General features: G+C 64.7%; 31 protein-coding genes. 25 read left to right on the top strand and 6 right to left on the bottom strand.

Annotated elements, in window-relative coordinates:
- Positions 1-15: 15 nt before the first annotated feature.
- The 3 genes from ACYQR9_RS01960 (at position 16) to ACYQR9_RS01950 (ending at position 2198) form a co-directional block, all read left to right on the top strand.
- The gene (locus ACYQR9_RS01960) at positions 16-906 is read left to right on the top strand and encodes an ImmA/IrrE family metallo-endopeptidase (protein WP_461228523.1); all 891 of its coding nucleotides are present in this window, start codon (positions 16-18) and stop codon (positions 904-906) included.
- A 735-nt stretch (positions 907-1641) separates the two neighbouring features.
- On the top strand, positions 1642-1884 hold the full coding sequence (locus ACYQR9_RS01955) for a DUF6894 family protein (protein ID WP_461228522.1): 243 nt from the start codon (positions 1642-1644) through the stop codon (positions 1882-1884).
- Between the two features lie 68 nt (positions 1885-1952).
- Entirely contained in the window at positions 1953-2198 is a 246-nt protein-coding gene (locus ACYQR9_RS01950) for a hypothetical protein (RefSeq protein WP_461228521.1), read from the top strand.
- On the opposite strand, the gene ACYQR9_RS01945 is transcribed toward ACYQR9_RS01950, so the two are convergent.
- Together ACYQR9_RS01945 and ACYQR9_RS01940 are read right to left on the bottom strand one after the other, a co-directional pair.
- Positions 2195-3976 (bottom strand): AAA family ATPase, encoded by a 1782-nt coding sequence (locus tag ACYQR9_RS01945; RefSeq protein ID WP_461229712.1) that lies wholly within the window; start codon positions 3974-3976, stop codon positions 2195-2197. The two genes, ACYQR9_RS01950 and ACYQR9_RS01945, sit on opposite strands and share 4 nt — an antisense overlap.
- Positions 3891-4139 (bottom strand): AAA family ATPase, encoded by a 249-nt coding sequence (locus ACYQR9_RS01940; RefSeq protein ID WP_461228520.1) that lies wholly within the window; start codon positions 4137-4139, stop codon positions 3891-3893. Before ACYQR9_RS01940 ends, ACYQR9_RS01945 begins: the two co-directional genes overlap by 86 nt.
- A gap of 776 nt (positions 4140-4915) precedes the next feature.
- On the opposite strand from ACYQR9_RS01940, the gene ACYQR9_RS01935 reads away from it, so the two are divergent.
- Both ACYQR9_RS01935 and ACYQR9_RS01930 read left to right on the top strand, forming a co-directional pair.
- Positions 4916-5329 carry a PilZ domain-containing protein gene (locus ACYQR9_RS01935; protein ID WP_461228519.1) on the top strand — a complete coding sequence of 138 codons (414 nt, stop codon included), beginning with the start codon at positions 4916-4918 and terminating at the stop codon, positions 5327-5329.
- A 69-nt stretch (positions 5330-5398) separates the two neighbouring features.
- Positions 5399-5587 (top strand): hypothetical protein, encoded by a 189-nt coding sequence (locus ACYQR9_RS01930; protein ID WP_461228518.1) that lies wholly within the window; start codon positions 5399-5401, stop codon positions 5585-5587.
- A gap of 7 nt (positions 5588-5594) precedes the next feature.
- Here ACYQR9_RS01930 and ACYQR9_RS01925 read toward each other — a convergent pair whose 3' ends face one another.
- Together ACYQR9_RS01925 and ACYQR9_RS01920 are read right to left on the bottom strand one after the other, a co-directional pair.
- Complete coding sequence (locus ACYQR9_RS01925) at positions 5595-5840, bottom strand: hypothetical protein (protein WP_461228517.1); 246 nt, start codon at positions 5838-5840, stop codon at positions 5595-5597.
- Between the two features lie 299 nt (positions 5841-6139).
- A complete protein-coding gene (locus ACYQR9_RS01920; protein WP_461228516.1) occupies positions 6140-7153 on the bottom strand; it encodes a hypothetical protein in 1014 nt (337 codons plus the stop codon).
- A gap of 421 nt (positions 7154-7574) precedes the next feature.
- Here ACYQR9_RS01920 and ACYQR9_RS01915 point away from each other — a divergent pair, with 421 nt between their 5' ends.
- From ACYQR9_RS01915 to phnE (ACYQR9_RS01880), 8 genes are all read left to right on the top strand, one after another.
- A complete protein-coding gene (locus tag ACYQR9_RS01915) occupies positions 7575-8120 on the top strand; it encodes a recombinase family protein (protein WP_461228515.1) in 546 nt (181 codons plus the stop codon).
- Between the two features lie 149 nt (positions 8121-8269).
- The gene (locus ACYQR9_RS01910; RefSeq protein WP_461228514.1) at positions 8270-8644 is read left to right on the top strand and encodes a VOC family protein; all 375 of its coding nucleotides are present in this window, start codon (positions 8270-8272) and stop codon (positions 8642-8644) included.
- Between the two features lie 589 nt (positions 8645-9233).
- Positions 9234-9899 (top strand): DUF1045 domain-containing protein, encoded by a 666-nt coding sequence (locus ACYQR9_RS01905; protein ID WP_461228513.1) that lies wholly within the window; start codon positions 9234-9236, stop codon positions 9897-9899.
- Between the two features lie 12 nt (positions 9900-9911).
- Positions 9912-10544, top strand: a complete 633-nt coding sequence (locus ACYQR9_RS01900; protein ID WP_461228512.1) for a DapH/DapD/GlmU-related protein — start codon at positions 9912-9914, stop codon at positions 10542-10544.
- 89 nt (positions 10545-10633) lie between these two features.
- The gene (gene phnC / locus ACYQR9_RS01895) at positions 10634-11437 is read left to right on the top strand and encodes a phosphonate ABC transporter ATP-binding protein (protein WP_461228511.1); all 804 of its coding nucleotides are present in this window, start codon (positions 10634-10636) and stop codon (positions 11435-11437) included.
- 42 nt (positions 11438-11479) lie between these two features.
- Positions 11480-12406, top strand: coding sequence for a phosphonate ABC transporter substrate-binding protein (phnD, locus tag ACYQR9_RS01890; protein WP_461228510.1), 927 nt, complete (start codon positions 11480-11482; stop codon positions 12404-12406).
- A 32-nt stretch (positions 12407-12438) separates the two neighbouring features.
- Positions 12439-13317 (top strand): phosphonate ABC transporter, permease protein PhnE, encoded by an 879-nt coding sequence (phnE, locus tag ACYQR9_RS01885; RefSeq protein WP_461228509.1) that lies wholly within the window; start codon positions 12439-12441, stop codon positions 13315-13317.
- Complete coding sequence (gene phnE / locus ACYQR9_RS01880) at positions 13314-14165, top strand: phosphonate ABC transporter, permease protein PhnE (protein WP_461228508.1); 852 nt, start codon at positions 13314-13316, stop codon at positions 14163-14165. The genes phnE (ACYQR9_RS01885) and phnE (ACYQR9_RS01880) overlap by 4 nt, the downstream gene beginning before the upstream one ends.
- Positions 14166-14167: 2 nt before the next feature.
- On the opposite strand, the gene phnF is transcribed toward phnE (ACYQR9_RS01880), so the two are convergent.
- A complete protein-coding gene (gene phnF / locus ACYQR9_RS01875; RefSeq protein ID WP_461228507.1) occupies positions 14168-14914 on the bottom strand; it encodes a phosphonate metabolism transcriptional regulator PhnF in 747 nt (248 codons plus the stop codon).
- A gap of 163 nt (positions 14915-15077) precedes the next feature.
- Between phnF and phnG the strand changes: the two genes are divergently transcribed.
- From phnG to ACYQR9_RS01830, 9 genes are all read left to right on the top strand, one after another.
- Positions 15078-15491, top strand: a complete 414-nt coding sequence (gene phnG / locus ACYQR9_RS01870; protein ID WP_461229711.1) for a phosphonate C-P lyase system protein PhnG — start codon at positions 15078-15080, stop codon at positions 15489-15491.
- Positions 15491-16105, top strand: a complete 615-nt coding sequence (phnH, locus tag ACYQR9_RS01865; protein WP_461228506.1) for a phosphonate C-P lyase system protein PhnH — start codon at positions 15491-15493, stop codon at positions 16103-16105. The genes phnG and phnH overlap by 1 nt, the downstream gene beginning before the upstream one ends.
- Positions 16096-17217 carry a carbon-phosphorus lyase complex subunit gene (locus ACYQR9_RS01860; protein ID WP_461228505.1) on the top strand — a complete coding sequence of 374 codons (1122 nt, stop codon included), beginning with the start codon at positions 16096-16098 and terminating at the stop codon, positions 17215-17217. Before phnH ends, ACYQR9_RS01860 begins: the two co-directional genes overlap by 10 nt.
- Complete coding sequence (locus ACYQR9_RS01855) at positions 17214-18095, top strand: alpha-D-ribose 1-methylphosphonate 5-phosphate C-P-lyase PhnJ (RefSeq protein WP_461228504.1); 882 nt, start codon at positions 17214-17216, stop codon at positions 18093-18095. The genes ACYQR9_RS01860 and ACYQR9_RS01855 overlap by 4 nt, the downstream gene beginning before the upstream one ends.
- Before the next feature lie 23 nt (positions 18096-18118).
- Positions 18119-18895, top strand: coding sequence for a phosphonate C-P lyase system protein PhnK (gene phnK / locus ACYQR9_RS01850; RefSeq protein WP_461229710.1), 777 nt, complete (start codon positions 18119-18121; stop codon positions 18893-18895).
- Entirely contained in the window at positions 18892-19611 is a 720-nt protein-coding gene (gene phnL, locus ACYQR9_RS01845) for a phosphonate C-P lyase system protein PhnL (protein ID WP_461228503.1), read from the top strand. Before phnK ends, phnL begins: the two co-directional genes overlap by 4 nt.
- A gap of 32 nt (positions 19612-19643) precedes the next feature.
- Positions 19644-20786, top strand: a complete 1143-nt coding sequence (locus tag ACYQR9_RS01840) for an alpha-D-ribose 1-methylphosphonate 5-triphosphate diphosphatase (protein WP_461229709.1) — start codon at positions 19644-19646, stop codon at positions 20784-20786.
- Positions 20786-21322: a phosphonate metabolism protein/1,5-bisphosphokinase (PRPP-forming) PhnN gene (gene phnN, locus ACYQR9_RS01835; RefSeq protein ID WP_461228502.1), complete on the top strand. Its 537-nt coding sequence runs from the start codon at positions 20786-20788 to the stop codon at positions 21320-21322. The genes ACYQR9_RS01840 and phnN overlap by 1 nt, the downstream gene beginning before the upstream one ends.
- 228 nt (positions 21323-21550) lie before the next feature.
- Positions 21551-22171, top strand: coding sequence for a pyridoxamine 5'-phosphate oxidase family protein (locus ACYQR9_RS01830; protein WP_461228501.1), 621 nt, complete (start codon positions 21551-21553; stop codon positions 22169-22171).
- 113 nt (positions 22172-22284) lie between these two features.
- Here the strand turns inward: ACYQR9_RS01830 and arsH are convergent, their stop codons facing one another.
- Positions 22285-23031, bottom strand: a complete 747-nt coding sequence (arsH, locus tag ACYQR9_RS01825; protein ID WP_461228500.1) for an arsenical resistance protein ArsH — start codon at positions 23029-23031, stop codon at positions 22285-22287.
- 47 nt (positions 23032-23078) lie between these two features.
- On the opposite strand from arsH, the gene ACYQR9_RS01820 reads away from it, so the two are divergent.
- From ACYQR9_RS01820 to ACYQR9_RS01810, 3 genes are read left to right on the top strand one after another with little or no spacing between them, the layout of a single operon-like run.
- Positions 23079-23426, top strand: a complete 348-nt coding sequence (locus tag ACYQR9_RS01820) for an ArsR/SmtB family transcription factor (protein WP_461228499.1) — start codon at positions 23079-23081, stop codon at positions 23424-23426.
- On the top strand, positions 23426-23851 hold the full coding sequence (gene arsC, locus ACYQR9_RS01815; RefSeq protein WP_461228498.1) for an arsenate reductase (glutaredoxin): 426 nt from the start codon (positions 23426-23428) through the stop codon (positions 23849-23851). The genes ACYQR9_RS01820 and arsC overlap by 1 nt, the downstream gene beginning before the upstream one ends.
- 36 nt (positions 23852-23887) lie before the next feature.
- Positions 23888-25183 carry an arsenic transporter gene (locus ACYQR9_RS01810; protein ID WP_461228497.1) on the top strand — a complete coding sequence of 432 codons (1296 nt, stop codon included), beginning with the start codon at positions 23888-23890 and terminating at the stop codon, positions 25181-25183.

The raw sequence follows: 25183 nt of genomic DNA, 5'->3' as shown, positions 1-25183 counted from the left end.
GAAGGGGCTGCGCGGATGGCGATTAGCAAGATAGACCTCGGGGGTGCGGGCTCGCCGGAGGTGCTCGTCAAACGCATTCTACAGGCCGAACCGAACCTGCCGGTGCCCGTGCCGATCCAGGAGATGTGTGCACGCCTCGGGATCCTCAGGATCGAGGACCTGGACAGCGACGAGTTCGAGGGCGGCCTCGTCACCAACGCGAAGCGGTCCGAAGGAACCATCCTCGTCAAGCGCGGGGGCGAACCGCGTCGCCGCTTCACCATCGCGCACGAACTCGGCCACTTCCTGATGGCGCACCACGTCCCGGACCAGCCTGGCCGGTTCCTGTGCACGAGCTCTGATCTACTGCGCGTGCAAGCGAAGGAGGGCGAGCAGCGGCAGCGCAGGGAGGTCGAGGCCAACCGCTTCGCCGCTCTCCTGCTCATGCCCCCGCACCTGCTGCGAGGGGCCATGGCGGCCTTTCCCGAACCCAATCTGCAGCACGTTCTCACGGTCGCGCGTGACTTCGCGGTCGGCAAGGAGACGGCGGCTCGGGCCTACGTGCAGTACCACCCCGAGCGGATCGCCATCGTCGTGGCCGGCAACGGTCGGGTGCAGCGTTCCTACCGCAGCCTCTCCTTCCCGGATATCACCTGCGCGGTCGGAAGCCCGATCCCAGTGCACTCGCTCTATCACAGCGGTCCGCATCGGCCGAACATCGCGAGCGACATCGCCGCGTGCAGTCCCGATTTCTGGATCGACGTGAAGCGCGACCTTCGCGCGCCGGCCCTCTTCGAGCAGGTGTACCGCCAGCAGAACGGCTTCACGATGATCCTGCTGAGGCTAGAACTACCCCCGGAGGAGAGCGCGGATGAGCGCAGGCTGGAGGAGGGCTGGCGCTACCGCTTCCACTCGGGGCGACGGTAGGCATCACCGATGCCGAATTGGATAGGGCAGTGAACTAATTTCTACCCATCCCGCGTAGCATCTGCGGCCTACGGTGCCGTTGCGCCTGCTCGACCCCGCAAATGACTTGGAATCCCGAAATCGCTCACAGCGGGCTTCCTCAACGGTGCTAGATATGAGGAACTATTTGCGAGTGTGGTTCGCCATTTCGATCTCGTTCGTGAGTCGTTGTATATTTCGCGCCGGATAGACGGCCCCCGAACCGTTATTCTTCACCCTCTTCCAGCCGGCTCCGCGTCCTGCCGCGTGGCCTCGTAGGAGCACCAGTTGCAGTAGCCCTTCGCCTCGATTTTCGGAGCGTTCCGTTGGGAGCACCTTGGGCAAATCAGTAAAGCAAGCTTTAAGCCCAACATGCGGCCCAGCCCACGTCCCTTGAAGGTGACGTCCATCGGGGCCTGAGGTGGCAGGATGGGGGCATCTGGCATCAGCACTCCTGGCATGCGGGTAAGAATGACCGCTGGGTCAACGGGCGTGGGCAACGCAGGTTCACCACCGCGTGATGGGACTATGTCACCAAGCACCGACGACCCTCACCGCCGTGTCATACCCAGCGGCCCCGCTTTAACCCGATCAAGCGTAGCGGCACGATAGCATCACCGAACGGTATCCCGCCTCCTGCGGCTACAGGGATCGTGCGAAGGCAGCCACCTAGGGAGTACAAACCGCTCCGGGGAGCCCATTCAAAGGCCACGGGCAATGCCACGGTACTTCATCGACATCCACGACGGAGCCACGCACGTCAGAGATACGGTTGGCTTCGATCTCCCAGACCCCGACGCCGCACGGGCAAGGCTTGTGCAGATCATGCGGAGAGTGGCCGAAGGGTTCGACCCGGCCAACGACCGCCACGACTACCTTGCGGTGGTGCGAGACGATGCTAGGAGGGTGGTCTTCCGTGCCCACCTCTCGCTCGACATCGAGGCCGTTGGCGCACCTTGACTGAACCCCCCTGGCCGTGGCGTGTTCACTTTCTGTTCTCATAGTGAGTCGGAAGGGGAAGGCACAGAGTGGCACCGAGAGACAGCACACGGCCACCACCACCATCAGCCCAAGGCTGCCCCGTAGAGGCCATCGCACAGGCGTACCTCAGAACCACCGAGGGCGATGCATCCCAGGCTCTTCGCTTCGCCATCATCGATGCAATGGCCGACCTCATGGCCGCCGACATGCGGACCCGGGGCCTCAGCCGTCTTATCTCCCGAGGGTATGTGCGGGGTGGTCTGGACGAGCACGATGGCTCCGAGACGGCCTAATGAGCTGTGCAGAACGCCAAGATCGAGTCGCACATCCGTTCCAAGCAGGCCGGCTGGCACCGGTCTTTAAGAAGCGCGTCGAGCCGTGCCGCTACGTGCAAAGAATTCTTCTTCAGACCACCAGCGTTGCCGTACATGCGGCTCGCGGCCTCTGCGGATTGAGACCACCGCTGCGCACCCACCTCTGTCTCTGTGACCTTCGCAAGGTCCGTGGGCCACATCACGAACCGGTCGTGCCAATGGGTATTGGATGGGAAAGGGTCCCAGCCTGCCGCGCCTAGCAGGTTTAGAAGCGCCTGATTATCTCGCTCATGCGCGGTTCGCCTAGACCGGGCCGTGTCTGCATTGGCGTGGGTGAGCTTATCTCCGTCACCATCGAAGACGACGAAAGCCGCAATGCCCAGTGCATCGGCCACAATAAGGGGCTGAATGATCTCGCTCTTTCCGTTCACGGGCACCAAGTGGCAGCTGTGCTTTCTCATGGTCTCCCAGCGGCCTGTCAGCACCATCCAGGCATTGATGTAGGCAACGTCCTCTAAGCCCTCGACAAGAACGATGCGTGGCGCAAAGAACATCTCATTGAGCATCGGCTGCATGACCTGGTGCAGCTTTGCGAGAACACCATCCCTCGCCAGCAATGGCTCTCCGGTAACTTCCGCCAAGCGTCGGCTTACATCCTCAAGTCTAGCGCTGCTCACCCGCGACATCCGTTGAGCCCTATCCTTGCGAACAAGGCGCACGCTATCGAACCCCCGGCCCTCGATAAAGAATGGGCTGTGCGTGGTGATGATGACCTGTGAGTTAGTATCGCTGAGCTTTTGCAGAACCGAAGCCAGGTGCCTAGCTTGCGGCGGGTGCTGGTACAGTTCCGGCTCCTCGCACCCGAGGATCAGCTTCGGACCCTGTTCATCGTCGTTAGACGCCAAGCCTTGCAGCAGCGCCATAATGTAGGAGCGCTGCAAGCCGTGCCCGAAGCGCGATATCTGGCCTTCGAATTCGCCATCTCCGGCAAGCAGTCTCGCAGAAGGTTCCTCAAGCCGGACGGAGGTCTTAGCGTCTTGATGCCAAAGCAGTTTCGCCGTTGCCTCCGGGTGAGACCACTCGGCCAAACGCCCTTGTAGGGATGCCGATATCTCATCAAGGGCGCCTTGTTCGGCGGCGACCATCTCGCGGTACTGCGCTTCGGCAGCGTCCCGAAGGCCCTTCATCTTGTCCGAAAAGTTGACGCGAGCCCGCACCGTTCGGCTTAGAAGCCGACTGAATGCTGTGTTCTTCGCTTCGGCTTGCTCATCAGCCGCATCTTTGACGGCCGGGATATAGACCCACTGCACATAGGCTCTGAGCCGGCCTACCGCTTGGCTCACCCCGTAGAATTGATCCTCACTCGGTAGAAGGGCGCATAGCTCAGGATGGCTGGTCTCGAACTCGCGTAGAGCGGCGGCCATATCCACCATCGAACTTGCGGTCTTCACGCCATCGTGGTCGCTTCGAAGGCGCAGGAAAATCTCTTTCAGTTCCGACGCCTTGGCGCCGTCTGAGGCCCGCTCGAAGTACGGCGCAAAGGCCTCCATACCCAGCCGGTTGCCGTACTGGACCACGACCGCATGGCCCGCCGCCGTGTCGTAGCTGGCGCGAGCCGTGATAACCAACTGCCCTTGCCTGTAGTAATCCCTGAAGTCAGCCTGAGCAGCTTCATTGAGGTCTTCGAAGGTTACCGTGATCTCTATAGGCCGAGAGGTATCCTTCTGATAAAAGTCCTCTGCGTCGAGATGGCTCAGACTTGTTGCACTGTTCTCTGTCTCTGAAGAATATATTCAGGGCACATAGGATGGTTGATTTGCCCGCACCATTGGCTCCGACCAAGCAGGTGTATTCGCTCATCTCAATAATTTGGTCTCTGAGCGACCGCAAATTTTGGATACGAACGGACTTTATTTTCATGGGCCTGCGGCACATCTTGAGAAGCGCCGGGAGCATATCCGAAGTCGCTCAGCCGAATAGAGCATATCTCTGGCCGCCTAGGTCTTTTGAACGGCCGATGCACAAACGCCACAGTTGCGTCGCGAGGCCTGAGACACCTTGTCGGGTAATTCGGCCAAGTCCGTTTCAGCAGATTAGCTTTGAAAGGAGCGAGAGGTCTACCGGCCCCTTATCAACTACTTAGCCCCATTTGACCTCGGTTGGCTTCGCGCCGGCCGGGGGCTTGTCGTTTGGCGTGGTGGCGGCGCGGAGCTGCCTGCCCCGGGCCGTCAAGTGACCCTGGATCAAGCAACAAACGGCCATGCGGTATGCCCTTCCTTGCGCGCAGCACCTATCGCGCCGTCCCACGGCCCCTGGAGCCCATCTTGGAGGAAATGCACCAAGCTCCAAGCGGTCTCGGCGTGGGTGGCGAAGGTGCCGGCCCCGTCCTCGCAGACCTCAATCCCCCTCGCCCGCGCCTCGAGACCTGCACACGACAATCCTCTCAGTCGCGCCGCATTAGGGGTGGGTGGCATCGCAGAGAGGGTGAGCGTTTTGAGGTGCCGGTCCTCAGTTCGTGAGGCGGAAGCCAGCCTAAGGGTCCGGGCGGGAGGGGCTTTAGGTTAGGCGATGAGGCGGCCGGGGGTGGGCATGAGGTGCTTGCTCCCCGCTGCCGCAAGGCCTGGCCCTCGGTATGTGACTTATTAAACACTTGAAAGTATGAAAGCATACAGAGTTGCGGCGAGCGGGAGCGGCAAATGTCGGAGGAAGGCTCCAGTCCAGTCCTAGGCCAAATGGTGCGCAGCGAGGAGCGCAGTCCTACAAGTTGGATCGCTACCCTTCGCCTTTCTGACGGCTCGGAAATCGCTTGTACTGTGAAGGATGTCTCGAAGTCCGGTGCGCGGTTGGGCATCCCGTCCCAGCAAGTTTTGCCCGACACCTTCCTGCTGCGCATCGTCGGTCGAGACTTCATCTGCATGGTTAGGCTTGCTTGGAGGCGGGGCGACTATGCAGGCGTCAAGATCGAACGCGTCGGCAAGGCAGCCAAAGTACCCAAACAGGAAGCTGCACCAGTGGCCCCGCAAGAGATGGCATCCGAGAAGCAAGCGGCTTCCGTCGAGGGTGGAGGCGTTGGAGTACGCTCTCGCAGAGCGGGACGCTCATCCTTCTGAATACGCCTATGGATCGTTTTGTGCAGTGCCGACGTTTCACATGGTGCGTGACAGCATGAGGATACCGCGATGCCGTCGTTGCTCGAAGCCGCCGAAGACGAGTTGGCCGCCATGGCTCAGGCCGCGCGTGAGGCCATCGACCTCCGCTTGCAGATGTCTTCAGGCGAAGACGGGGTCAGCTTCTGGGCGGCCGTCGCCAAGCTCTATGCTCGGGGTCTTGCAGAGCCCGTAGCGGTGCCTGAGGAATGCGCCGCGTAACCTCGGGCTAAGATAGCCCGTATTGAGCGAGAAATGCCGCCCTTTTGGCCCTCATCTGCATGGCTTTGATAGCGTGCTGACGGCTTGCTTGGAGCAGGGCCTCCTCCCCTTCGCTGTGACCATCGCCCATTGCGCGTGCTAGGCGGCCTAGCCCAGCCGCCGCATCTTGCTCAGCCTCAATCCCGCTGTCGAGCGTATCGAGAACGCCTTGAACCATCGGGATGAGCTGGGCGTAACCAACGTTCGTACTCAAGTGCTCCTCCTCTTCGGCCCACGGATCACAGGTAGAGAGGGCCGATCAGATGGCGTTCTGTCAGTCAGGTGATGATGCACCAGAAAGGAAGCGACAGGTAGGCCGACTGTCGAGGGGTTCAAGGCCACTGTACGGCCGGATACAGCGGGGCGGAGGAGCAAGGGGTTCGGCCGGGCGGGAGAAGCCGAGGTAGGCCAATAGGCAGCCGAGCGTGGGCATAGGGGCCGCTCCCAGCTTTTATTGCATACCGTTCTGCCAAAGCAACAGCTTTATCTCACTTGGGCTGATGATAGATATATCTATTTATTCGGAATTGGAGCGCTCAATCTACTGGATATTTCAAGCAGGGATTTCTGCCTTTCGATTAGGTGTAAGCAGGCATTGATGGTTGCAAGATAATGATAGAACATCCAGCTAAGCCATACGGCTCGGTCATAATCGACCCTTTGATCTTGCCTAAGATGTCTAATTCCAAAATTATTGGCAAGTTTAAATAATTCTTGCTCGTCGTTCTTAAGCAGTGTTGCCTTAATCTGAGGCCTCAACCATTCCAGCACATCGGCAAGATCGCGTACAGCATTTTGCCGCTCATCCATGCTGCTCCCATAGCGCCGAAAGCGCTCGACCGCCCGGCGCACCTTGTCGGTGACCGTACTATCTTTCGTTGGAAGCTGAGCATTCAAAAGGCTTGATACGCCATGAGGTGCAAGCGTCATGATCTCGCCGCGCTCATTTAGCTCGTAGGTATCACCATATCGCTGCAATAATTTGTTGATCCGTTCTCGATAATCAGCCTTCCCAAGCGCGGCGTCGAAGTCGCTATAATGATAGCCGCAATTGTCCCATGAGTGCCAGTCCTTTTGACGAGGGCGGCTGACGTGGTCGTGCAAAAATTCTACTACATCAAACAAGTCGCTCTCGTTGTAGGCTGATATGTGTTCTTTTATTGGCCAGATATCCTTCTTCATAAGGGTAAAAAGAACGTACGCATCTACTGCGCTCCCGATGGTGCCCTCCGTGAACCCAGCATCGACACAGTGTGAGCCAAAAGCTTCATCGAAGTAGCCATTAGAGGCTAAATGCTCGTATGAGCTGAGGAATAGCGTTTTGAGGGTATCTAGGTCGATACGAGGAACCTCCCGGTCGCTCGAAGCGCGGGCACTGTAATACAGCCGGGGCGGGCTTTGCATAGACATTCGCCCATCATACTTTAGGGATTGAGCATTCGCCAGCGCCCTTAACCCAAAGCCGCCCTCGTGGCCGCGCTCGATACTGTCGCCGTGTCCGTGCCCGGAGAGTGCATCGGGGACCACCGTTTAATGCCTTGAGCCCACCGCCAAGCCCGTGCTACTGAACCGTGCCACAAAGGCGTTTCGTTAATCTCGCGAACCTTTTAAAATCAACAACTTAGCGGTTTGCCAGTCCAGTCCTTTCCTGGGCACCATCAACCGGCTAGTAAGCTGATCCGTTGAAGTAAACAGCAAAATCAGCGCCTTAGGGTAGCGCGTGCAATACAATCGGGTGGTACAAGTGACCCTGAAAATGGCGCAGCCCTGGCCCCACCAAAAGAGCAGTTGTCTTTGGTTCAGGCGCGCGGTGCCAGTGTAGTCGGGTGACATCAGGGTATACCCTGGCGTGACGTAACATAGCTGGCGCCGGTCGTCGTAACATCTGGGTTGACACCGGCTATTTGTGACAAGGTAGCCTCGGGCCTAAAGCTTGAGGTTACAAACCATGGCCCGCATCGGTTACGCCCGCGTAAGCACCCACGATCAGGATCTCGAAGGGCAGGTCGCCCGGCTGAAGGCCGAAGGCTGCGGGGTCATTCGGTCGGAGAAGGTTTCGGGCGGCAGCCGTGACGGCCGGGCCGAGTTGGCGACGGTGCTGGAGTTTCTGCGGCCCGGCGACGAACTGATGGTCACGCGCCTTGACCGACTGGGCCGCGATACCCGAGACGTCCTGAACCTCATTCACGAGGCCGAGCAACGCGGTGCACATGTCACGGTGCTCGACCCGCACGTTTCGACCCGAGGTGAGATGGGGCACGTCGTTTTAACGGTGCTCGGCATGGTCGCGCAGATGGAGCGACGGTTCATCAAGGAGCGCCAGCGCGAAGGCATTGAGCGCGCGATAGGCAGTGGCGTGTATGCCGGCGGCAAGCGCCGCCTCGACCGCGAGCGGATCAAGGCGATGGCTTCGGCAGGTGATGGGGTCGCGACGATTGCCGCCGCTTTGGCCTGCTCCCGTATGCAGGTGTATCGGGTAATCAGAGAGCCCTGACGGGCCGACTGTATCGGGCCATGCCGGTTTCTTGGTTTGGCGACAAGTGGTCGTTGAGCCGCCCGATACATGTGGGTATGCCATCGGCAACGTTTCGTTGCCACGCTCTACCACGGCTATCCCGTGCTGCCCTCCTATGGAGAGAAGTTATGTTCACCCACGTCATGATCGGCAGCAACGATCTGGACCGGGCTCGGAGCTTCTACGATGCCACATTCGTCGCGTTGGGAGGGAAGCCCGGCGTGATGGACCCCAGAGACAGGCTGATCTACGACCACGAGGGCGGGCGGCTGATGATCACGAAGCCCATCGATGGCAAGCCGGCGACAGTGGCCAACGGCGGAACCATCGGTATCGCCGCATCAAGCCGCGAGCATGTTCTGGCGTGGCATCAGGCCGGCACCGAGCACGGTGGCGCCGCCATCGAAAGCCCTTCCGCAGAGCGCCCGAACGGGTCCTTTGTTGCTTACCTTCGCGATCCAGACGGAAGCAAGCTCACCGTACGGACCCAGGCCACGGACTGACAAAATCCATGGTCGCCATCGCTCTGCTCGGCGTCGAAACCGAGGGCGAGGGCTGATGCTGTGCGTCCTAGAAGGACGGGGAGCGGACCCTGGCCTTTCGCCCAGAAGCGGACGTTCCGCCTGCGACCCTACTTGGTCGTTCAGCGCTCCGGCGTAAGTGCCCGGAAACGGACGTTCGGGACACTCGCAAACGCAAGCGCAGTGGCAACTCCAAAAAACTAGGCTTAGATGATCGAGCGTCCTGAAAGCTTTTGTATCGTGCGCTGATAAGACAAATACATTTCTTGAATTTTACTGTTTATTAAAATATAAAGATTTGACCGAAGTTGTATTAAATAGGTCAATATTATAAATTTTTATAGGATAATTATATACTACCTGATCGTCTGTCGATGGATGCGATCATTATTGCGCTCGTCATCAGCCCAGGCTTTGCTGGCCGTTCCAGCGATCAGGATGAGGAAAGACTGCCTCTGGGCCTACATACCGGCAACGTTTCCATTCAAAACGCGAAGAGTGTCACATTAGCGTTTGAGCGAGTTATTACGGATCGCTTTGACCTGCACGGCGCAGACAAGGAGAAGCTGATTTGGATCGAGTTGCCCGATACGCGCTGTATTTCACCCCCGCCCCTGGCTCGGCCCTTGCCGCCTTCGGCGATGCGGTTCTCGGCCTAGACCCAGCGCCCGGTCCCGATGCGCTCCAGGCAATCCTCGCCGCCAACACCGCGGAGCAGCGCGTCTACGGGTTCCACGCCACCCTGAAGGCGCCAATGCGCCTTGCCAAGGGCGCCACCGAAGCGGAACTCCTCGCCGCGGCCGCGGCGCTGGCGGCACACCGGCTCCCACTGCCCGTCGGCCCTCTGCGGGTTGCCGCTTTGGGGAATTTCGTCGCCCTGGTGCCGACGGCGCCGCCCTCCGCCCTCGGCCTCCTCGCGGCCGAATACGTCGCCGCGCTCGATCCGCTGCGCGCGCCCCTCACCGAGACCGAGCGCGCCCACCGCCGCCCCGAGCGCCTCGACCCCCGCGGCCGGGCACTGCTGGAGCGCTGGGGCTACCCGCACGTGTTCGAGGCGTTCCGCTTTCACATGACGCTCACCGGCCCCCTCGGGCCGAAGGACTTGGCGACGGCCTTACCCCTGCTCGCCGAGGCCGCCGCTGGTCTGCCCGACCTCGTGATCGATGCCGTAAGCGTGGTCGTTCGGGACGGCGCGGCGCCGTTCCGTCTCTTGCGCCGCCTGCCCTTCGCCGACTGACAGGACCCCGCCATGGCCTCCGACCGCCTCGGCCTCGAACCGGCCGTCCACCCTACGGCCCATCTCTCGGATTGCCGCCTCGGCCGCTACACCGAGGTCGGCGCGCGCACTCGCCTCAGCGACACGCAGCTCGACGACTATTCCTACATCGTCGAGGACGGGCAGGCCAACTATACCACCATCGGCAAGTTCTGTTCCATCGCCTCACACGTGCGGATCAACCCTGGCAACCACCCGATGGAGCGGGCCTCGCAGTCGCACTTCACCTATCGGGCCAGCGCCTACTGGCCTGGGCAGGCGGGGGACGAGCCGGCCTTCTTCGCCCGGCGCCGGGCCCTGCCCGTCACCATCGGCCACGACGTCTGGATCGGGCATGGGGCCGTGATCCTGCCCGGGCGTACTATCGGCACCGGGGCGGTGGTGGGCGCGGGCACGATCCTGACCCGGGACGTGGCGCCCTACACCATCGTGGTCGGCAATCCGGGCCGCGTCGTGCGGCGCCGTTTCCCAGAGACGGTGGCCGGGCGCCTGCTGGCCCTCGCCTGGTGGGACTGGGACCACGACCGCCTGCGCCTGGCCCTGCCGGACTTCCGCACCCTGACAATCGAAGCATTCCTTGAGCGCTACGAAGCCGAAGCACAATAATGCCGGCTATCGATTAGCCGGACAACTGTCATTTTACTGTCGCGTGTGACGGGTCTACCGGCGTTCAACATGAATCGCCAGGAAACAGCATGCTGATCCTCGAAGATCTGAGCCGTCGATACGGCGACCGTCGAGCGGTAGACGGGATCTCTCTCGCCATCCCGCGCGGCCGCTTCGTCGGCGTGATCGGGCGCTCGGGCGCCGGCAAGTCGACCCTGCTGCGGATGGTCAACCGCCTCGCCGAGCCGACGAGCGGGCGCATCCTGTTCGATGGCCTCGACGTCACCGCCCTCAAGGGCCGCGACCTGCGGCGCTGGCGCACCCGCTGTGCCATGATCTTCCAGCAGTTCCACCTCGTCGGCCGCCTCGACGTGCTGAGTAACGTCTTGATGGGCCGGCTCTCCGAGGTGCCCCGGCACCGTTCCCTCCTTAAGCTCTGGTCGGAGCGCGAGCGCGCCCTGGCGCTGGCCGCCCTCGACGAATTCGGCATGGGGGACTTCGCCGCCCACCGGGCCGACCAGCTCTCAGGCGGCCAGCAGCAGCGCGTCGCCATCGCCCGGGCGATGATGCAGGCCCCCGACCTGATCCTGGCCGACGAGCCAGTGGCCTCCCTCGATCCGCGCAACACCCGCATCGTCATGGATGCCCTCGCGGAGGCGAACCGGCGCCACGGCATCACCGTGCTGTGCAACCTGCACTCCCTCGATCTCGCTCGCAGCTATTGCGACCGCCTCGTCGGCCTCGCGGACGGCCGCCTCGTGTTCGACGGCGCCCCCACCGACCTCACTGAGGACGTCGCCCGCCAACTCTACGGGCTGGAGGCGGGCGAGGTGCTCGACGCCCCCGCCGCGCCCGCACGCCTTCAGGCCTATCCCGCCGCCCTTGTCGCCTAATCCTTCGGCCTGATTCCTCACGCACCCATCCGAGAGATTCCCATGCTGACCCGTCGCACCCTCGCCGGAGCCCTGGCGCTCGCCCTCCTCGCCGTCCCGGCCGTCGCGCAGGACTGGAAGACGACCTATCCCGAGCTGACCCTGGCGGTGATTCCGGCCGAGAACGCCTCCGGTACCACCGATCGCTACGCCCCGATGACCGCCTACCTGTCGAAGGCCCTCGGCGTGCCGGTGAAGCTGCGCATCGCCAACGACTACGCCGCCGTCATCGAGAGCCAGCGCGCCGGCAACGCCCAGCTTGCCTTCTACGGCCCCGCCTCCTTCGCCCGCGCGGTAATGACTGGCGTCAAGATCGAGCCTATCGTTAACCAGCGCCACGACACCGGCGCCTCGGGATACTACTCGGTGATCTACGTGCGCGCCGACAGCCCTTACAAGTCGATCGAGGACCTGAAGGGCAAGAACCTCGCCTTGGTCGACCCCAACTCCACCTCCGGCAACCAGGCTCCGCGCTTCTTCTTGCACAAGGCCGGCCACCCGGTCGACGCGTTCTTCGGCAAGACCGTCTATGCCGGTAGCCACGAGAACGCCGTCCTCGCCCTCGTCCAGGGCACGGTGGATGCGGCGGCGAACCTCTACAACACCGACACCGACACCATGGTCACCCGCATGGCCACCAAGGGCATGCTCAAGAAGCCCGACGGCTCGCCCATGAGCCAGGGCGATTTCCGGGTAGTGTTCAAGTCCGACTTCCTGCCCGAGGGGCCCTTCGCCATGCTGGCGAGCCTGCCCGACGATTTGAAGGCGCGGATCCGGGACGCCCTCGTGGCGCTGCCGACGGCCGACAAGGCGGCCTTCGACCGGCTCTCGGACGGCAAGGACCAGGGGCTCACTGCCGTGACCCTGAAGGACTACCAGCCGATTATCGAGATGCTGAAGTTTAACGACGACCAGCGCCGCAAGTCTTGACCCGAGTCCGTGCGAGCCGCCTGTGACGAACGATGCCTGAGCGGATCACGTCCCTGCCCCCCGACCGGGCTGCCGCCCTCACGGGGGCCTACGATACCGCCGTCGCCGCGACCCGGCGCCGGACCTGGGCCGGTATTGCGGTCCTCGTTCTCGTCACTGGGCTCGCCGCCCAGGCCGCGGAGGTGCGCCCCTGGGTGCTCGCGGCCAATATTGGCCGATTCACCGACTACATCGCCCAGATACTGCCGCCGCTAACCTTGGCGAACCTGCCGGGGGACCTCGCCGAATGGTACTGGGGCTGGCCGAAATGGCTCGGGCTCCTCGGTGAGACCCTGCTGATGGCCTATCTCGGCACCCTGCTGGGGGGCATCGGCGGCGTCCTCCTGTGCTTTTCCGCCGCCGCCAACGTGACCGGCAGCCGGACGGCCTGTTTCCTGGTGCGGCGCGGGCTCGAATTCTGCCGCACGGTGCCCGAGATCGTGTTCGCGCTGCTCTTCGTCATCGCCTTCGGCCTTGGGCCGATGGTGGGCGTGCTGGCGCTGGCGATCCACACCACGGGGGCATTGGGCAAGCTGTTCTCGGAGGTCGTCGAGAACATCGACATGAAGCCGGTGGAGAGCCTCACCGCCGCCGGGGCGGGCCGGATCGAGACCCTGCGCTTCGCTGTGCTGCCGCAGGTGCTGTCGAACTTTGTCTCCTACGGACTGCTGCGCTTCGAGATCAACGTGCGGGGCGCGGGCGTCATGGGCTTCGTCGGCGCCGGCGGTATCGGGCAGGAGCTCCTCGTGGCGATCCGCAACTTCTATTACGCCGACGTCAGTGCGATCCTGGTCCTGATCATCCTCACCGTGATGGCGATCGACCTCGGCACCGAGCGCCTGCGCCACCACCTCCTCGGGAGCCTGCGATGACCGGACCCGAGATCGATACGGCCGAGATCGCCGCCCTGCGCCGGCGCTTCCCCGAAAGTTTCCGCCCGGCCTGGCGCGCCCGCCTCCTCACGGGCCTTGCCCTCGTCGCCCTCGTGGCGCTGTCGGGCTATGCGCTGGTGCGGCTCGATTTCTCCGCCGCCCGCCTTCTCAATGGCTTGGGCCGCCTCGGCGAGTTCAGCCTACTGATGTTGCCCCCCGAAGCCGGCGGCCGGGCCTGGACCTTCCTGCAAGCGCTTGCCGAGACCCTCGGCATCGCCTTCATCGGTACGCTGACGGCGGCGCTCCTGGCGTTCCCGGTGGCCTTCCTGGCCGCCCGCAACGTGGTGCCGAACCCATTTGTGCATTTCACTGTGCGGCGCGGCCTTGACGTGGTGCGCTCCGTCGACGTGCTGATCTGGGCGCTTATCTGGATCAACGTCGTCGGGCTCGGCCCCTTCGCGGGTGCGCTCGCCATCGCCTGCGCGGATTTCGGGGCGCTGGGCAAGCTGTTCTCGGAAGCCGTCGAGACCGTCGACGGCAAGGCCGGTGAGGGTGTTTCCGCCTCCGGCGGGGCCGAGCTTCACCGTATCCGCTTCGGCATCATTCCGGCAGTGCTCCCGGTGCTCGGCAGCCAGGTGCTGTATTTCTTCGAGTCGAACACTCGGTCGGCCACCATCATCGGCATCGTCGGCGCGGGCGGCATCGGCCAATACCTTACCGAACTGATCCGCGTCCTCGAACTGCGCCAAGTCGCCTTTTTGATCCTGATGATCCTCGTGACTGTGGCGATCATCGACGCCGTTTCCGGGCGCCTACGCCGGGCCCTAATCGGCGGCGCGGCGCTGTAGCCTCACTCCACCACCAACTCGACGCGGTCGGCGGCGAACAGGCTGCGGGTGGCCTGGATGCGCTGGCCGTTGCCGTCCACGTTGACGCTCGACAGGACGATCAGACTGCGGCCGGTGGCGATATCAAGGCGCAAGGCTTCCTCGGCCTCGGCGGCACGAGCGCTGATCCGGGTCGAAAGACGGGTGTAGTCAGCGACCCCGAAGCCCGCATAGGCGCGGGTTATCGAGCCGCTGGCAGCATAGGCCGCGTCGAAGCCAGAGAAGCGTGGCAGGGGCAGGCAGGTCCTGGCCGTCGAGATCGGAGCGCCGTCGGCCCGGTGCATGGTGTGAAGTTCGAGGATCGGTGTGCCGGGGGCGATCCCCAAGGCCTCAGCCCAGTCCGGTCCGGCGGGCATGGTTGTAGCCGCGATCAGGTCGCCCCAGGCCTCGCGGCCGGTGCGGGAGACGATCTCGGAGAACCGGGTCCGGGGACCAATCGGATAGGGGATCGGGCCCTGCTCGACGAAGCTGCCCTTGCCCTGCGTGGTGCGCACGAGCCCATCCTCAGCGAGCACGCCGAGCGCGCGCCGTACCGTGTGCCGGTTCACTCCGAAGCGAGCGGCCAGGGCCGATTCGGCCGGCAGCTGCGCCCCGGCTGCGACCGCTCCACTGCGGATTTCCCCCGCCAACGCATCCGCAATCTGCCGCCACGCGGCCAAGCCGCCCCCGCGCTGGAGTGCCGTCACGCCCTTGTCGCCTGCTTCATTCATGGGTTGCTCGCGCGGATTGCCTGCATGTTGTCATCGAAAGCACTTGCTTCCTCCCATCCACTTGTCTATACATATATACAAGTCTGGAGACGGAATGATGTTTGGTGGCAGCAAAACACCACCTGAGCCGGCGATGCCAGATCTCGCCGCGCGCAGATGCGCAATGGCGCGGACCGGCCAAGCGACCTCCGGCGAATTACGGGTCGCGATGGCACAGGCCGGCATCGCCGCCGAGGCGGAGGACCTGCGCCCGATCGAGACCGGTCTCGTGATGGTCCGCGGGCGGATCGGTGGCGATGGACGGGCCTTCAACGCCGGTGAGGCCACGGTGACGCGCGCGGCAGTGCGCCTGCCCAGCGGCGAGACGGGGTTCGCCTACCATCTCGGCCGCGACCGGGTCCGCGCTCGACTTGCTGCCATCCTGGACGCGCACTGGCAGCGCCCCGAAGCACGGCCCGCCTTGGAGGCGGCGCTGGAGGCCATCGCCGGGCGCCGGGCCGAAGCGGTGCGGCAGGCCGCCCGCAAGACCGCGGCGACGCGGGTGAACTTCTTCACCCTGGCGCGGGGAGAAGATTGATGGCGCACACCCTCGCTCACGGCTTCGCGGATCCCGTCCACGAGGGTCAGGCTGTATTCCGCGCCGCGATGGAGGCCCTGAGCCGGCCGGGCCGGATCCGGCCCCTGGCTACGAAGCTGGTGCCACCTGCTCCCCTCATTCCCGAGCTCGCGGCGCTGGCCCTGGCGCTGACCGATGCCGACACGCCAGTCTGGCTGGACGCGCCGCTGCGGGCCGAGCCGGCGGTCGCCGACTTCCTGCGCTTCCATACCGGAGCACCGATCGTCGACGCGCCGGGACAGGCAGCCTTCGCGCTGATCGCCGATCCTGTCTGCTGCCCGGACCTCATGGAATTTGCGCAGGGCACCCTCGCATATCCCGATGCCTCCACCACCATGATCCTCGCCGTCGAGACCCTATCCGACGCGGCCGGGCCGGCCTTCGCGGGGCCGGGTATCCGCGGCACCGTGCGCCTCGATGCCGGCCCCCTGCCCGCCGACTGGGCTTCACGCTGGGCCACGAACCATGCGGGCTTCCCGCAAGGGATCGACCTCTTGTTCGTCGCTTCCGCGCGCCTCGCTGGGCTCCCGCGTTCGGCGCGTCCCGTCGCTCCGGAGGCTCTGCCATGTACGTAGCGGTGAAGGGCGGCGAGGCCGCCATCGACAACGCTCACCGGCTGTTAGCCGAGGTCCGGCGCGGCGACCTAGCCGTGCCCGAACTCACGGTGGCGCAGATCCGCGAGCAGATGCGCCTCCTCGTCGATCGGGTGATGACCGAGGGCTCCCTTTACGACCCGGATCTGGCCGCCCTCGCACTGAAGCAGGCGCGAGGCGACGTGGTCGAGGCGGTATTTCTGGTGCGGGCCTACCGGACCACGCTGCCGCGCTTCGGCACCACCGAACCCATCGACACCGGGGCGATGACGCTCGCGCGACGCATCTCCGCCACCTTCAAGGACCTGCCAGGCGGCCAGGTGCTCGGCCCGACCTTCGACTACACCCACCGCCTCGTCGATTTCGCCCTAGCCGACGGCGCCGTCCCCGAATCTGCCAACGAGGCCGAGCCGGAGCCGGATGCCGCGGCCTGCCCGCGAGTCACCGATCTCCTCGGCCAGGCCGGCCTGCTCGAGCCCTCGCCCCCGGACGCGGGTGCCCCGGTCGGCGACCTCACCCGCGAGCCGGTGGATTATCCCGCCGACCGGGCGGTCCGGCTCCAGGGGCTGGCGCGAGGCGATGAAGGCTTCATCCTGGCGCTCGGCTACTCGACGCAGCGCGGCTATGGCCGCACCCATCCCTTCGTCGGCGAGATCCGGGTCGGGGCGGTGGAGCTCGAATTCACGCCGGAGGAGCTCGGCTTCCCGGTCAGCCTCGGCACGGTCGACCTGACCGAGTGTCAGATGATCAACCAATTCCACGGCCACGGGGCGGTGCCGCCGCAATTCACGCGGGGCTACGGCTTGGTCTTCGGCCAGGGCGAGCGCAAGGCCATGGCGATGGCCCTGGTCGACCGCTCGCTCCGGGCCGCCGAACTCGGCGAGGCCGTGGTGGTCCCGGCCCAGGACCAGGAATTCGTGCTGGCTCATTGCGACAGCCTGCAGGCGACGGGGTTCGTCGAGCACATGAAGCTGCCGCACTACGTCGACTTCCAAGCCGAACTCGAACTCGTCCGGCGACTGCGCGCCGAGCATGCTGCACGGGTGGCCGAGCCGGTCCCGGATGATTCCACCCTACGGGAGGCCGCCGAATGAACCCGCAAGGTACCGTCACGGTCTCGGCCGGCACCGGCTACAACTTTGCCTATCTCGATGAGGGCACGAAGCGGATGATCCGCCGCGCCATCCTCAAGGCCATCGCGATCCCTGGCTACCAGGTGCCCTTCGCCGCTCGCGAGATGCCGATGCCCTATGGCTGGGGCACCGGCGGCGTACAGGTCACCGCCGCGATCCTCGGCGCGGCGGACGTCCTCAAGGTCATCGACCAGGGCGCCGACGACACCACCAACGCGGTCTCGATCCGCCGCTTCTTTACCGCCACCGCCGGGGTCGCGACGACAACACGGACGGGAGAGGCCACGGTGATCCAGACCCGCCACCGCATTCCGGAGGCGCCGCTGACCGAGGGGCAGGTTCTCGTCTACCAAGTGCCGATCCCTGAGCCTCTGCGCTTCCTCGAGCCCCGCGAGACCGAGACGCGCCAGCTTCACGCGCTGGCCGAATACGGCTTGATGCACGTCAAGCTCTACGAGGACATCGCCCGACACGGCCACATCGCCACCACCTACGCCTACCCGGTGGAAGTCGCCGGCCGCTACGTGATGGACCCCTCTCCGACCCCGAAATTCGACAACCCGAAGATGGACGACTGCCCCGCGCTCCAGCTCTTTGGGGCGGGCCGCGAGAAGCGCATCTACGCGATCCCGCCATACACCCGGGTGCGCAGCCTCGACTTCGAGGACCACCCCTTCCGGGTCCAGAGCTTTGACCGCCCCTGTGCAATCTGCGGGGCCGAGGGCGTCTACCTCGACGAGGTCGTCCTCGACGATGCCGGCGGGCGGATGTTCGTCTGCTCGGACACCGATCATTGCGAGACCCGCCGCGCCGACGGCCACACCGGAGAGGTCGCGTGATCGAGCCCTTGCTTTCCGATCCTTTGCTTCCCGAGCCCCTGCTTACGGTCGAAGGCCTGACCAAGCACTACGGCCACCGCCTCGCCTGCGATGGCATCGGCTTCACCCTCGATCCCGGCGAGGTTCTGGCGGTGGTCGGCGAATCCGGCTCCGGCAAGTCGACCCTGCTGTCGCTCATCGCCGGCGAGGTCACAGCCGATGACGGCTCCGTCTCCTACCGCATGCGCGATGGCGCCACTCGCGACCTCGCGACCCTGAGCGAAGCCGAGCGGCGGGCTCTGATGCGAACCGACTGGGGCTTCGTGCGCCAGGACGCGGCGCAGGGCCTGCGCATGGCAGTCTCGGCTGGAGGCAATGTCGGCGAGCGCCTTATGGGGGTGGGCGATCGCCATTACGGTCGCATCCGCGCCACCGCCCTCGATTGGCTCGCCCGCGTCGAGATCGCCGCCGACCGGGTCGATGACCCGCCAACGCGCTTCTCCGGCGGCATGCGCCAGCGGCTGCAGATCGCCCGCAATCTCGTCACAGCCCCCCGCCTCGTGCTCATGGACGAGCCGACGTCGGGCCTCGACGTCTCGGTCCAGGCCCGCCTCCTCGACATGATCCGGGGGCTTGTGGCCGAGCTCGGCCTCGCGGTGATCATCGTTACCCACGACTTGGCCGTGGCACGCCTGCTTTCGCATCGCGTCCTCGTCATGCGGGCTGGCCGGGTCATCGAGACCGGTCTGACCGACCAAGTCCTCGACGACCCTCAGGCCGCCTACACCCAACTCCTCGTCTCCTCGGTGCTTGCCGCATGACGCCCTCTCCGACGACGCCCCTCCTGGTTTTCGACAACGTCGCCAAGAGCTTCACTCTGCACCTGCGCGGCGGCGCCGTGCTCCCCGTCATCTCCGGGGCCACCCTGGCGGTCTATCCGGGCGAGTGCGTCGTGCTCGGCGGCGCCTCGGGCGCGGGTAAATCCTCGCTCCTTAAGATGGCCTACGGCAACTATCGCTGCGCCACCGGCGCGATCCAGGTCCGCGACGGAGCTCGCGAGATTAACCTTGCCACGGCCGCGCCGCGCGAAATCCTGGCCCTCCGCCGCACCACCCTGTCCTACGTCTCGCAGTTCCTGCGGGTGATCCCCCGGGTCGGCGCCCGCGCCGTGGTGGAGGCGGCCGGGATCGAGGGGGGGCTTACCCCGGAGGCGGCCCGCACCCGGGCCGGCGACCTCCTGACCCGCCTCAACCTGCCCGAGCGCCTGTGGGCGCTTCCCCCTTCCACCTTTTCGGGGGGCGAGCAGCAGCGGGTGAACATCGCCCGGGGCCTCATCGCGGAGCGGCCGATTCTGCTCATGGATGAACCTACCGCATCCCTGGACGCCGCGAACCGGGCTGTGGTGGTGGACCTCATCGCCGAGAAGCGCGCGGCCGGCACCGCCATCCTCGGCATCTTCCACAATGCGGACGTGCGCCAGGCGGTGGCGACGCGCATCGTTGACGTCTCGGCCTTCCGTGGAGCTTTGGCGGCATGAGCAAGACATCGATCGACCGGGAGAACACCAGCATGACGGACCGGGTCGAGATCCTCGAGAACGCGCGCCTGGTTCGGCCCGACCGGGTCGAGATCGGCTGGCTCGCCATGGTCGATGGGCGCATCGCCGAGATCGGGACCGGCTCGGCACCCGAGCGCGGCCTCGATTGCGAAGGCGACACCCTCATCCCGGGCCTCGTCGAACTCCACACTGACCACCTGGAGAGCCACTACGCCCCGCGGCCCGGCGTGCGCTGGCACCCCCTTGGGGCGGTCCTGGCCTACGACGCGCAGATCGCGGCGTCGGGCATCACCACGGTGTTCGATTCGCTGCGCGCTGGCACCGACCCGGACGGCAGCGGCCTCGGCACCGAACTCGAGTTCCTCGCCGCCGCGCTGGCGGAGGCGCAAGACGCGAACCTGTTCCGGGCCGAGCACCGCACGCACCTGCGCTGCGAGATCCCCTCCGCGGACGTGGTCGAGACCGTGCGCGCCTTCGCCGGGCGCTACGCCATTGGCCTGCTCTCGCTGATGGACCACACGCCGGGCCAGCGCCAGTTCCGGGATGTGGCCAAGTACTACGTCTATGCGGGGCGCGGCGGCCGCTCCCTGGAGGAGATCAAGCTCAGCACCGAGCGCAAGATGCGCGACGGTCACACCCTCAATGCCGTCAACCGCCCGGCCCTCGTCGCCCTGGCCCGGGAGCTCGGCATTCCGCTCGCCAGCCACGACGACACCACTTTGGCCGACGTGACCCTCTCCAGGGATGAATCGGTGGCGATCGCCGAGTTCCCCACCACCCTCGAGGCGGCGGAAGCTTCGCACGTGGCCGGCATCACCGTGATGATGGGGGCGCCGAACCTCATCCGGGGCGGCTCGCATTCGGGCAACGTCGCGGCCCAGACCCTGGCAGAGGCTGGCTATCTCAGCATCCTCTCCTCGGACTACGTGCCGGCAAGCCTGCTGATGGGGGCCTTCGGATTGCCCGACCGCGTGCCCGGCATCTCCCTTCCGGACGCCATCGCCACGGTGACGGCCAATCCCGCTCGGGCGACCGGGCTGACCGATCGCGGCCGTCTGGAGTCCGGTCTGCGGGCCGATCTCGTTCGTGTCCACCTCGCCCGGGGCGTACCGGTGGTTCGCCATGTTTGGCGCGCCGGCGAGCGGGTGGTGTGATGCCCGGCGGCTTCGTTCTCGTCGTCGGTCCGAGCGGGGCCGGCAAGGACACGCTGCTGCGGCTGGCACGGGAGGCTCTCGCCCGCGATTCCCGGTTCGTGTTCCCGCGCCGCCTCGTGACCCGGGCTCCTTCCGTGCACGAAGATAACATCGAGATTTCGGAGGATGCGTTCACGGTCGGAGCAGCCTCCGGCACCTTCGCCCTGCATTGGCGAGCGCACGGCCTTGGCTACGCGATCCCCGGCGAGACCCTGGACCAAGTACACGCCGGGCGAGTGGTGATTTGCAACGTCTCACGCCACATCGTCCAAACAGCCCGTTGCGTCCAGCGGTGCGTCAGCGTCGTGTCCATTACCGCCTCGCCTGATATCCTCGCTCGCCGCCTCGCCGCGCGGGGCCGGCCGGAGGATGGCGATCTGCGCGCCCGCCTTGACCGCGTCGCACCGATCGAGGCGGAGTGCACGATTCGGAACGATGCCGACCCGGTCAATGCGGCTGCCGAGTTGATCGCCTATCTGCGCGAGCGGGCGGCCTGAGGTCCTTTTCAGGCGCTTGGTTCACACTCTATGGAGGCCGCAGGCCCAAGTTGAGCTCCGATCTTATTCAGTCTCGGTTCGTGCTCCGCCTCTTGGTGCCCGATAAACCTGGCGATTTTTGCCTATTCGGAAGGTGTATCGCTGGCGTAATTCTGTCGTATTTATTTCAATCACCCCGTTTCCTGCGACGGGGCGAAGCCTTTCCATCCGGCAAGAGGTGAACGAGCGATGGCAGTGGTAGAAACGGTGGCGGGACTTGAGCGCATCTACGGTGAGTGGGGCGCCATCGGTGAAGCCTCCACCGCCAAGGTCGCAGATCACATCACCCCGCATTATCGGCGCTTCATCGAGGTTGCGCCTTTCGCAACCCTCGCCACCGCTGGTCCCGACGGACTGGACTGCTCTCCCCGTGGTGATCGTCCAGGGTTCACGCGCGTTGCAGATCCGCGCACGCTTCTCTTGCCCGATCGCCGAGGGAACAACCGGATCGACAGCCTACGCAACGTCGTGCGTGATCCAAGGGTCGGCCTCATGTATTTGATCCCCGGCATCGGCAACGCCCTTCGCGTGAATGGCCAAGCGGTCATCGACGATGATCGAAAACTCTGCGCGTCCTTCGCCGTAGATGGAAAAGCGCCTCGCACCGTGATGGTCATTACCGTCAAGGAAGTTTACTTCCAGTGCGCCCGTGCCTTGATCCGATCTGGCCTGTGGCTGCAGGCCAATCACGTAGATCCAAAGACGCTACCTTCTCCTGGGCAGATTTTGGCCGACCTTAGCAATGGTCGGGTCGGAGGGGAAATCTATGATTTAACTTGGGGCGAAAAGGCTAAGAAAACTATGTGGTGATTTAGGAGAGGCATCTATACGATTTCGATAATGACTGCCTCTGATCAGAGTCAGCCTCTAGCGCTCTGTGCTGGCGAGGTATGCAACCCGCTCCGCCATCACAGGGCGATGTCTCAGCGCTTGGCAAACCCGACGTCGGCGGCGACGGCCTTCAATCGCTCCGGCTCACGCTCCTTGCGCTCGCTGTAGCGATTTACAAAGTCGTCGGCGCGTTCGCGGGTCAGTATCGTGAACTTCATCAACTCCTCGCACACGTCGACGACGCGGTCGTAGAGGGGCCCCGGCTTCATGCGCCCGGCCTCGTCGAACTCCTTGTAGGCCATCGGCACCGACGACTGGTTGGGGATGGTGATCATCCGCATCCAACGCCCGAGGACACGAAGGCTGTTGACAGCGTTGAACGATTGCGAGCCGCCCGACACTTGCATCACGGCCAAAGTCCTCCCTTGCGTCGGGCGCACCGAGCCCTCCGACAGGGGTAGCCAATCGATCTGGCTCTTGATGACGCCGGTCATGTTTCCGTGGCGTTCCGGACTGACCCAGACATGCCCCTCCGACCAGATCGAGAGGTCGCGCAGTTGCTGAACCTTGGGGTGGTCGGCGGTCGCGTCGTCCGGCAACGGCAAGCCGTGCGCGTCGTAGATCCGCACCTCGCCGCCCATCGCTTCCAGAAGGCGCGCGGCCTCGTAGGCCAGGAAGCGGCTGAACGAGCGTTCCCGCAGCGAGCCGTACAGAATCAGGAAGCGTGGGGCGTGGGTGAACGGAGTTCGAACCTGAAGATCGGCCGCCGTCGGGACCTTGAAGTGCCCCTCGCTCAGGTTGGGCAATCCGTCGGCGAAAGGCTGTTGGGGCTTGTCCAAGACGCTTTGGTCCTCTACGTTTCAATGATGGTTGAGATATTGATATCATGATGGACGAACGGCAAGCCGTCGCGGCCTTCGCGGCCCTCGGGCAGGAACATCGCCTAAGCATCGTGCGCCAGCTCGTGACAGCCGGGCCCGAAGGCATGGCGGCGGGCGTACTGGCCGAGGCGGTCGGGGTCTCGGGCACCAACCTGTCGTTCCACCTGAAGGAGTTGAGCCGCTCTGGGCTGGTCACCTCGCGACGGGAGGGACGCTCGATCATCTACAGCGCCGCCTACCCGGATCTGTCGGACCTGATCCAATTCCTGATGCGCGATTGCTGCCAGGGGCGCCCGGAGGTCTGCGCCCCTGTCGTCGCAGTCCTGTCCGCCTGCTGCAAGGAGAACGCCTGATGGACGTCGTGATCTACCACAACCCGGATTGCGGCACGTCCCGCAATACCCTGGCCCTCATCCGCAACGCCGGCATCGAGCCGCACGTGGTGGAGTATCTCAAGACGCCTCCGAACCGGCTCCTGGTTCGTCAGCTAGCCGACCGCGCCGGCCTCACGGTCCGCGACCTCCTCCGCGAGAAGGGGACGCCCTATGCTGAGCTCGGGCTATCGGACCCGAGCCTGATGGATGACCAAATACTCGATGCCATCGCCCAGCACCCGATCCTGTTGAACCGCCCCCTGGTGGTGAGCCCGAAGGGTGTCGCCCTGTGCCGCCCCTCCGAGGCGGTCCTCGACCTTCTTCCGGCCCAGCAGGGCGAGTTCGTGAAGGAAGACGGCGAGCGCGTCGTCGACGAGCACGGGCGCCGCGTCGCCACCGCCTGATCCGCTCCACGTACCTAAGAACAAGAAACGGTCCCGATGCTCGCGGTCGCCATCTTCGTGGTCACCCTCGTCTTCGTCATCTGGCAGCCGAAGGGGTTCGGCATCGGGTGGAGCGCTCTCATCGGGGCCGCCGTGGCGCTGGCCGCCGGGGTCATCAGCCCCGGTGACATCCCGGTGGTCTGGCACATCGTCGGGGACGCCACCTTCACCTTCGTCGCCCTCATCATCATCTCGCTGCTCCTCGACGAAGCCGGCTTCTTTCACTGGGCGGCGCTCCACATAGCCCGCTGGGACGGCGGCCAGGGACGCCTGCTGTTCCCGATGGTGATCCTGCTCGGGGCGGCCATCGCGGCGGTGTTCGCCAATGACGGGGCGGCCCTCCTGCTCACCCCCATCGTGCTCGCGATCCTGCTCCGGCTGAACTTCAAGCCGGCGGCGGCGCTGGCCTTCATCGTAGCCTGCGGGTTCGTGGCAGACTCGACGAGCCTGCCGTTGGTCATTTCGAACCTCGTCAACATCGTCTCGGCGAACTTCTTCGACATCTCCTTTAGCCGCTACGCGGCCGTGATGGTGCCGGTGAACCTGGTCTCGTTGGCCGCGACCCTGGTGGTGCTGTGGCTGTTCTACCGGCGCGACCTTCCGGCCACGTACCCGGTGGCCGAGCTCGAAGCGCCGCGCCACGCGATCAAGGACCCGCTGGTCTTCCGGGCGGCCTTCCCGCTCCTCGGTCTGCTTCTAGTCGCCTACTTCGTGACCGCACCGTTCGGCGTGCCGGTCTCGGTGGTCACCTGCGCCGGCGCACTGATCCTCCTGGCGCTGGCCAACCGCAGCCGCGTCATCCCCATTCGCAAGGTCCTGACCGGCGCCCCCTGGCAGATCGTGCTGTTCAGCCTCGGCATGTACCTCGTGGTCTACGGCCTGAAGAATGCCGGGTTGACCGACTACCTGGCGCAGGGGCTCGTATGGCTCTCGGGCTTTGGCCCGTTCGTCGCCACCATCGGGACCGGGTTCGCCGCCGCCATCCTGTCCTCGGTCATGAACAACATGCCGAGCGTGCTAGTGGGTGCACTCTCAATCCAGCAGGCCCCGGATCTCTCGCCCCTGACGCGCGAGCTCATGGTCTACGCCAACGTCATCGGCTGCGACCTCGGCCCGAAATTCACCCCCATCGGGAGTCTGGCGACCCTGCTTTGGTTGCACGTCCTCGACACCAAGGGCCAGCACATCACGTGGGGCCAGTACATGCGGGTGGGTCTGGTCATCACGCCGCCGGTGCTGCTCATCACACTGGCTGCCCTGGCGCTCTGGCTTCCCATGCTCGGGGCTCGGTAG

It is taken from the genome of Methylobacterium sp. CM6241 (assembly GCF_054817845.1).
The sequence above is the reverse complement of the archived record's forward strand: the minus strand, read 5'-3'. Positions and strand labels throughout refer to the sequence as shown.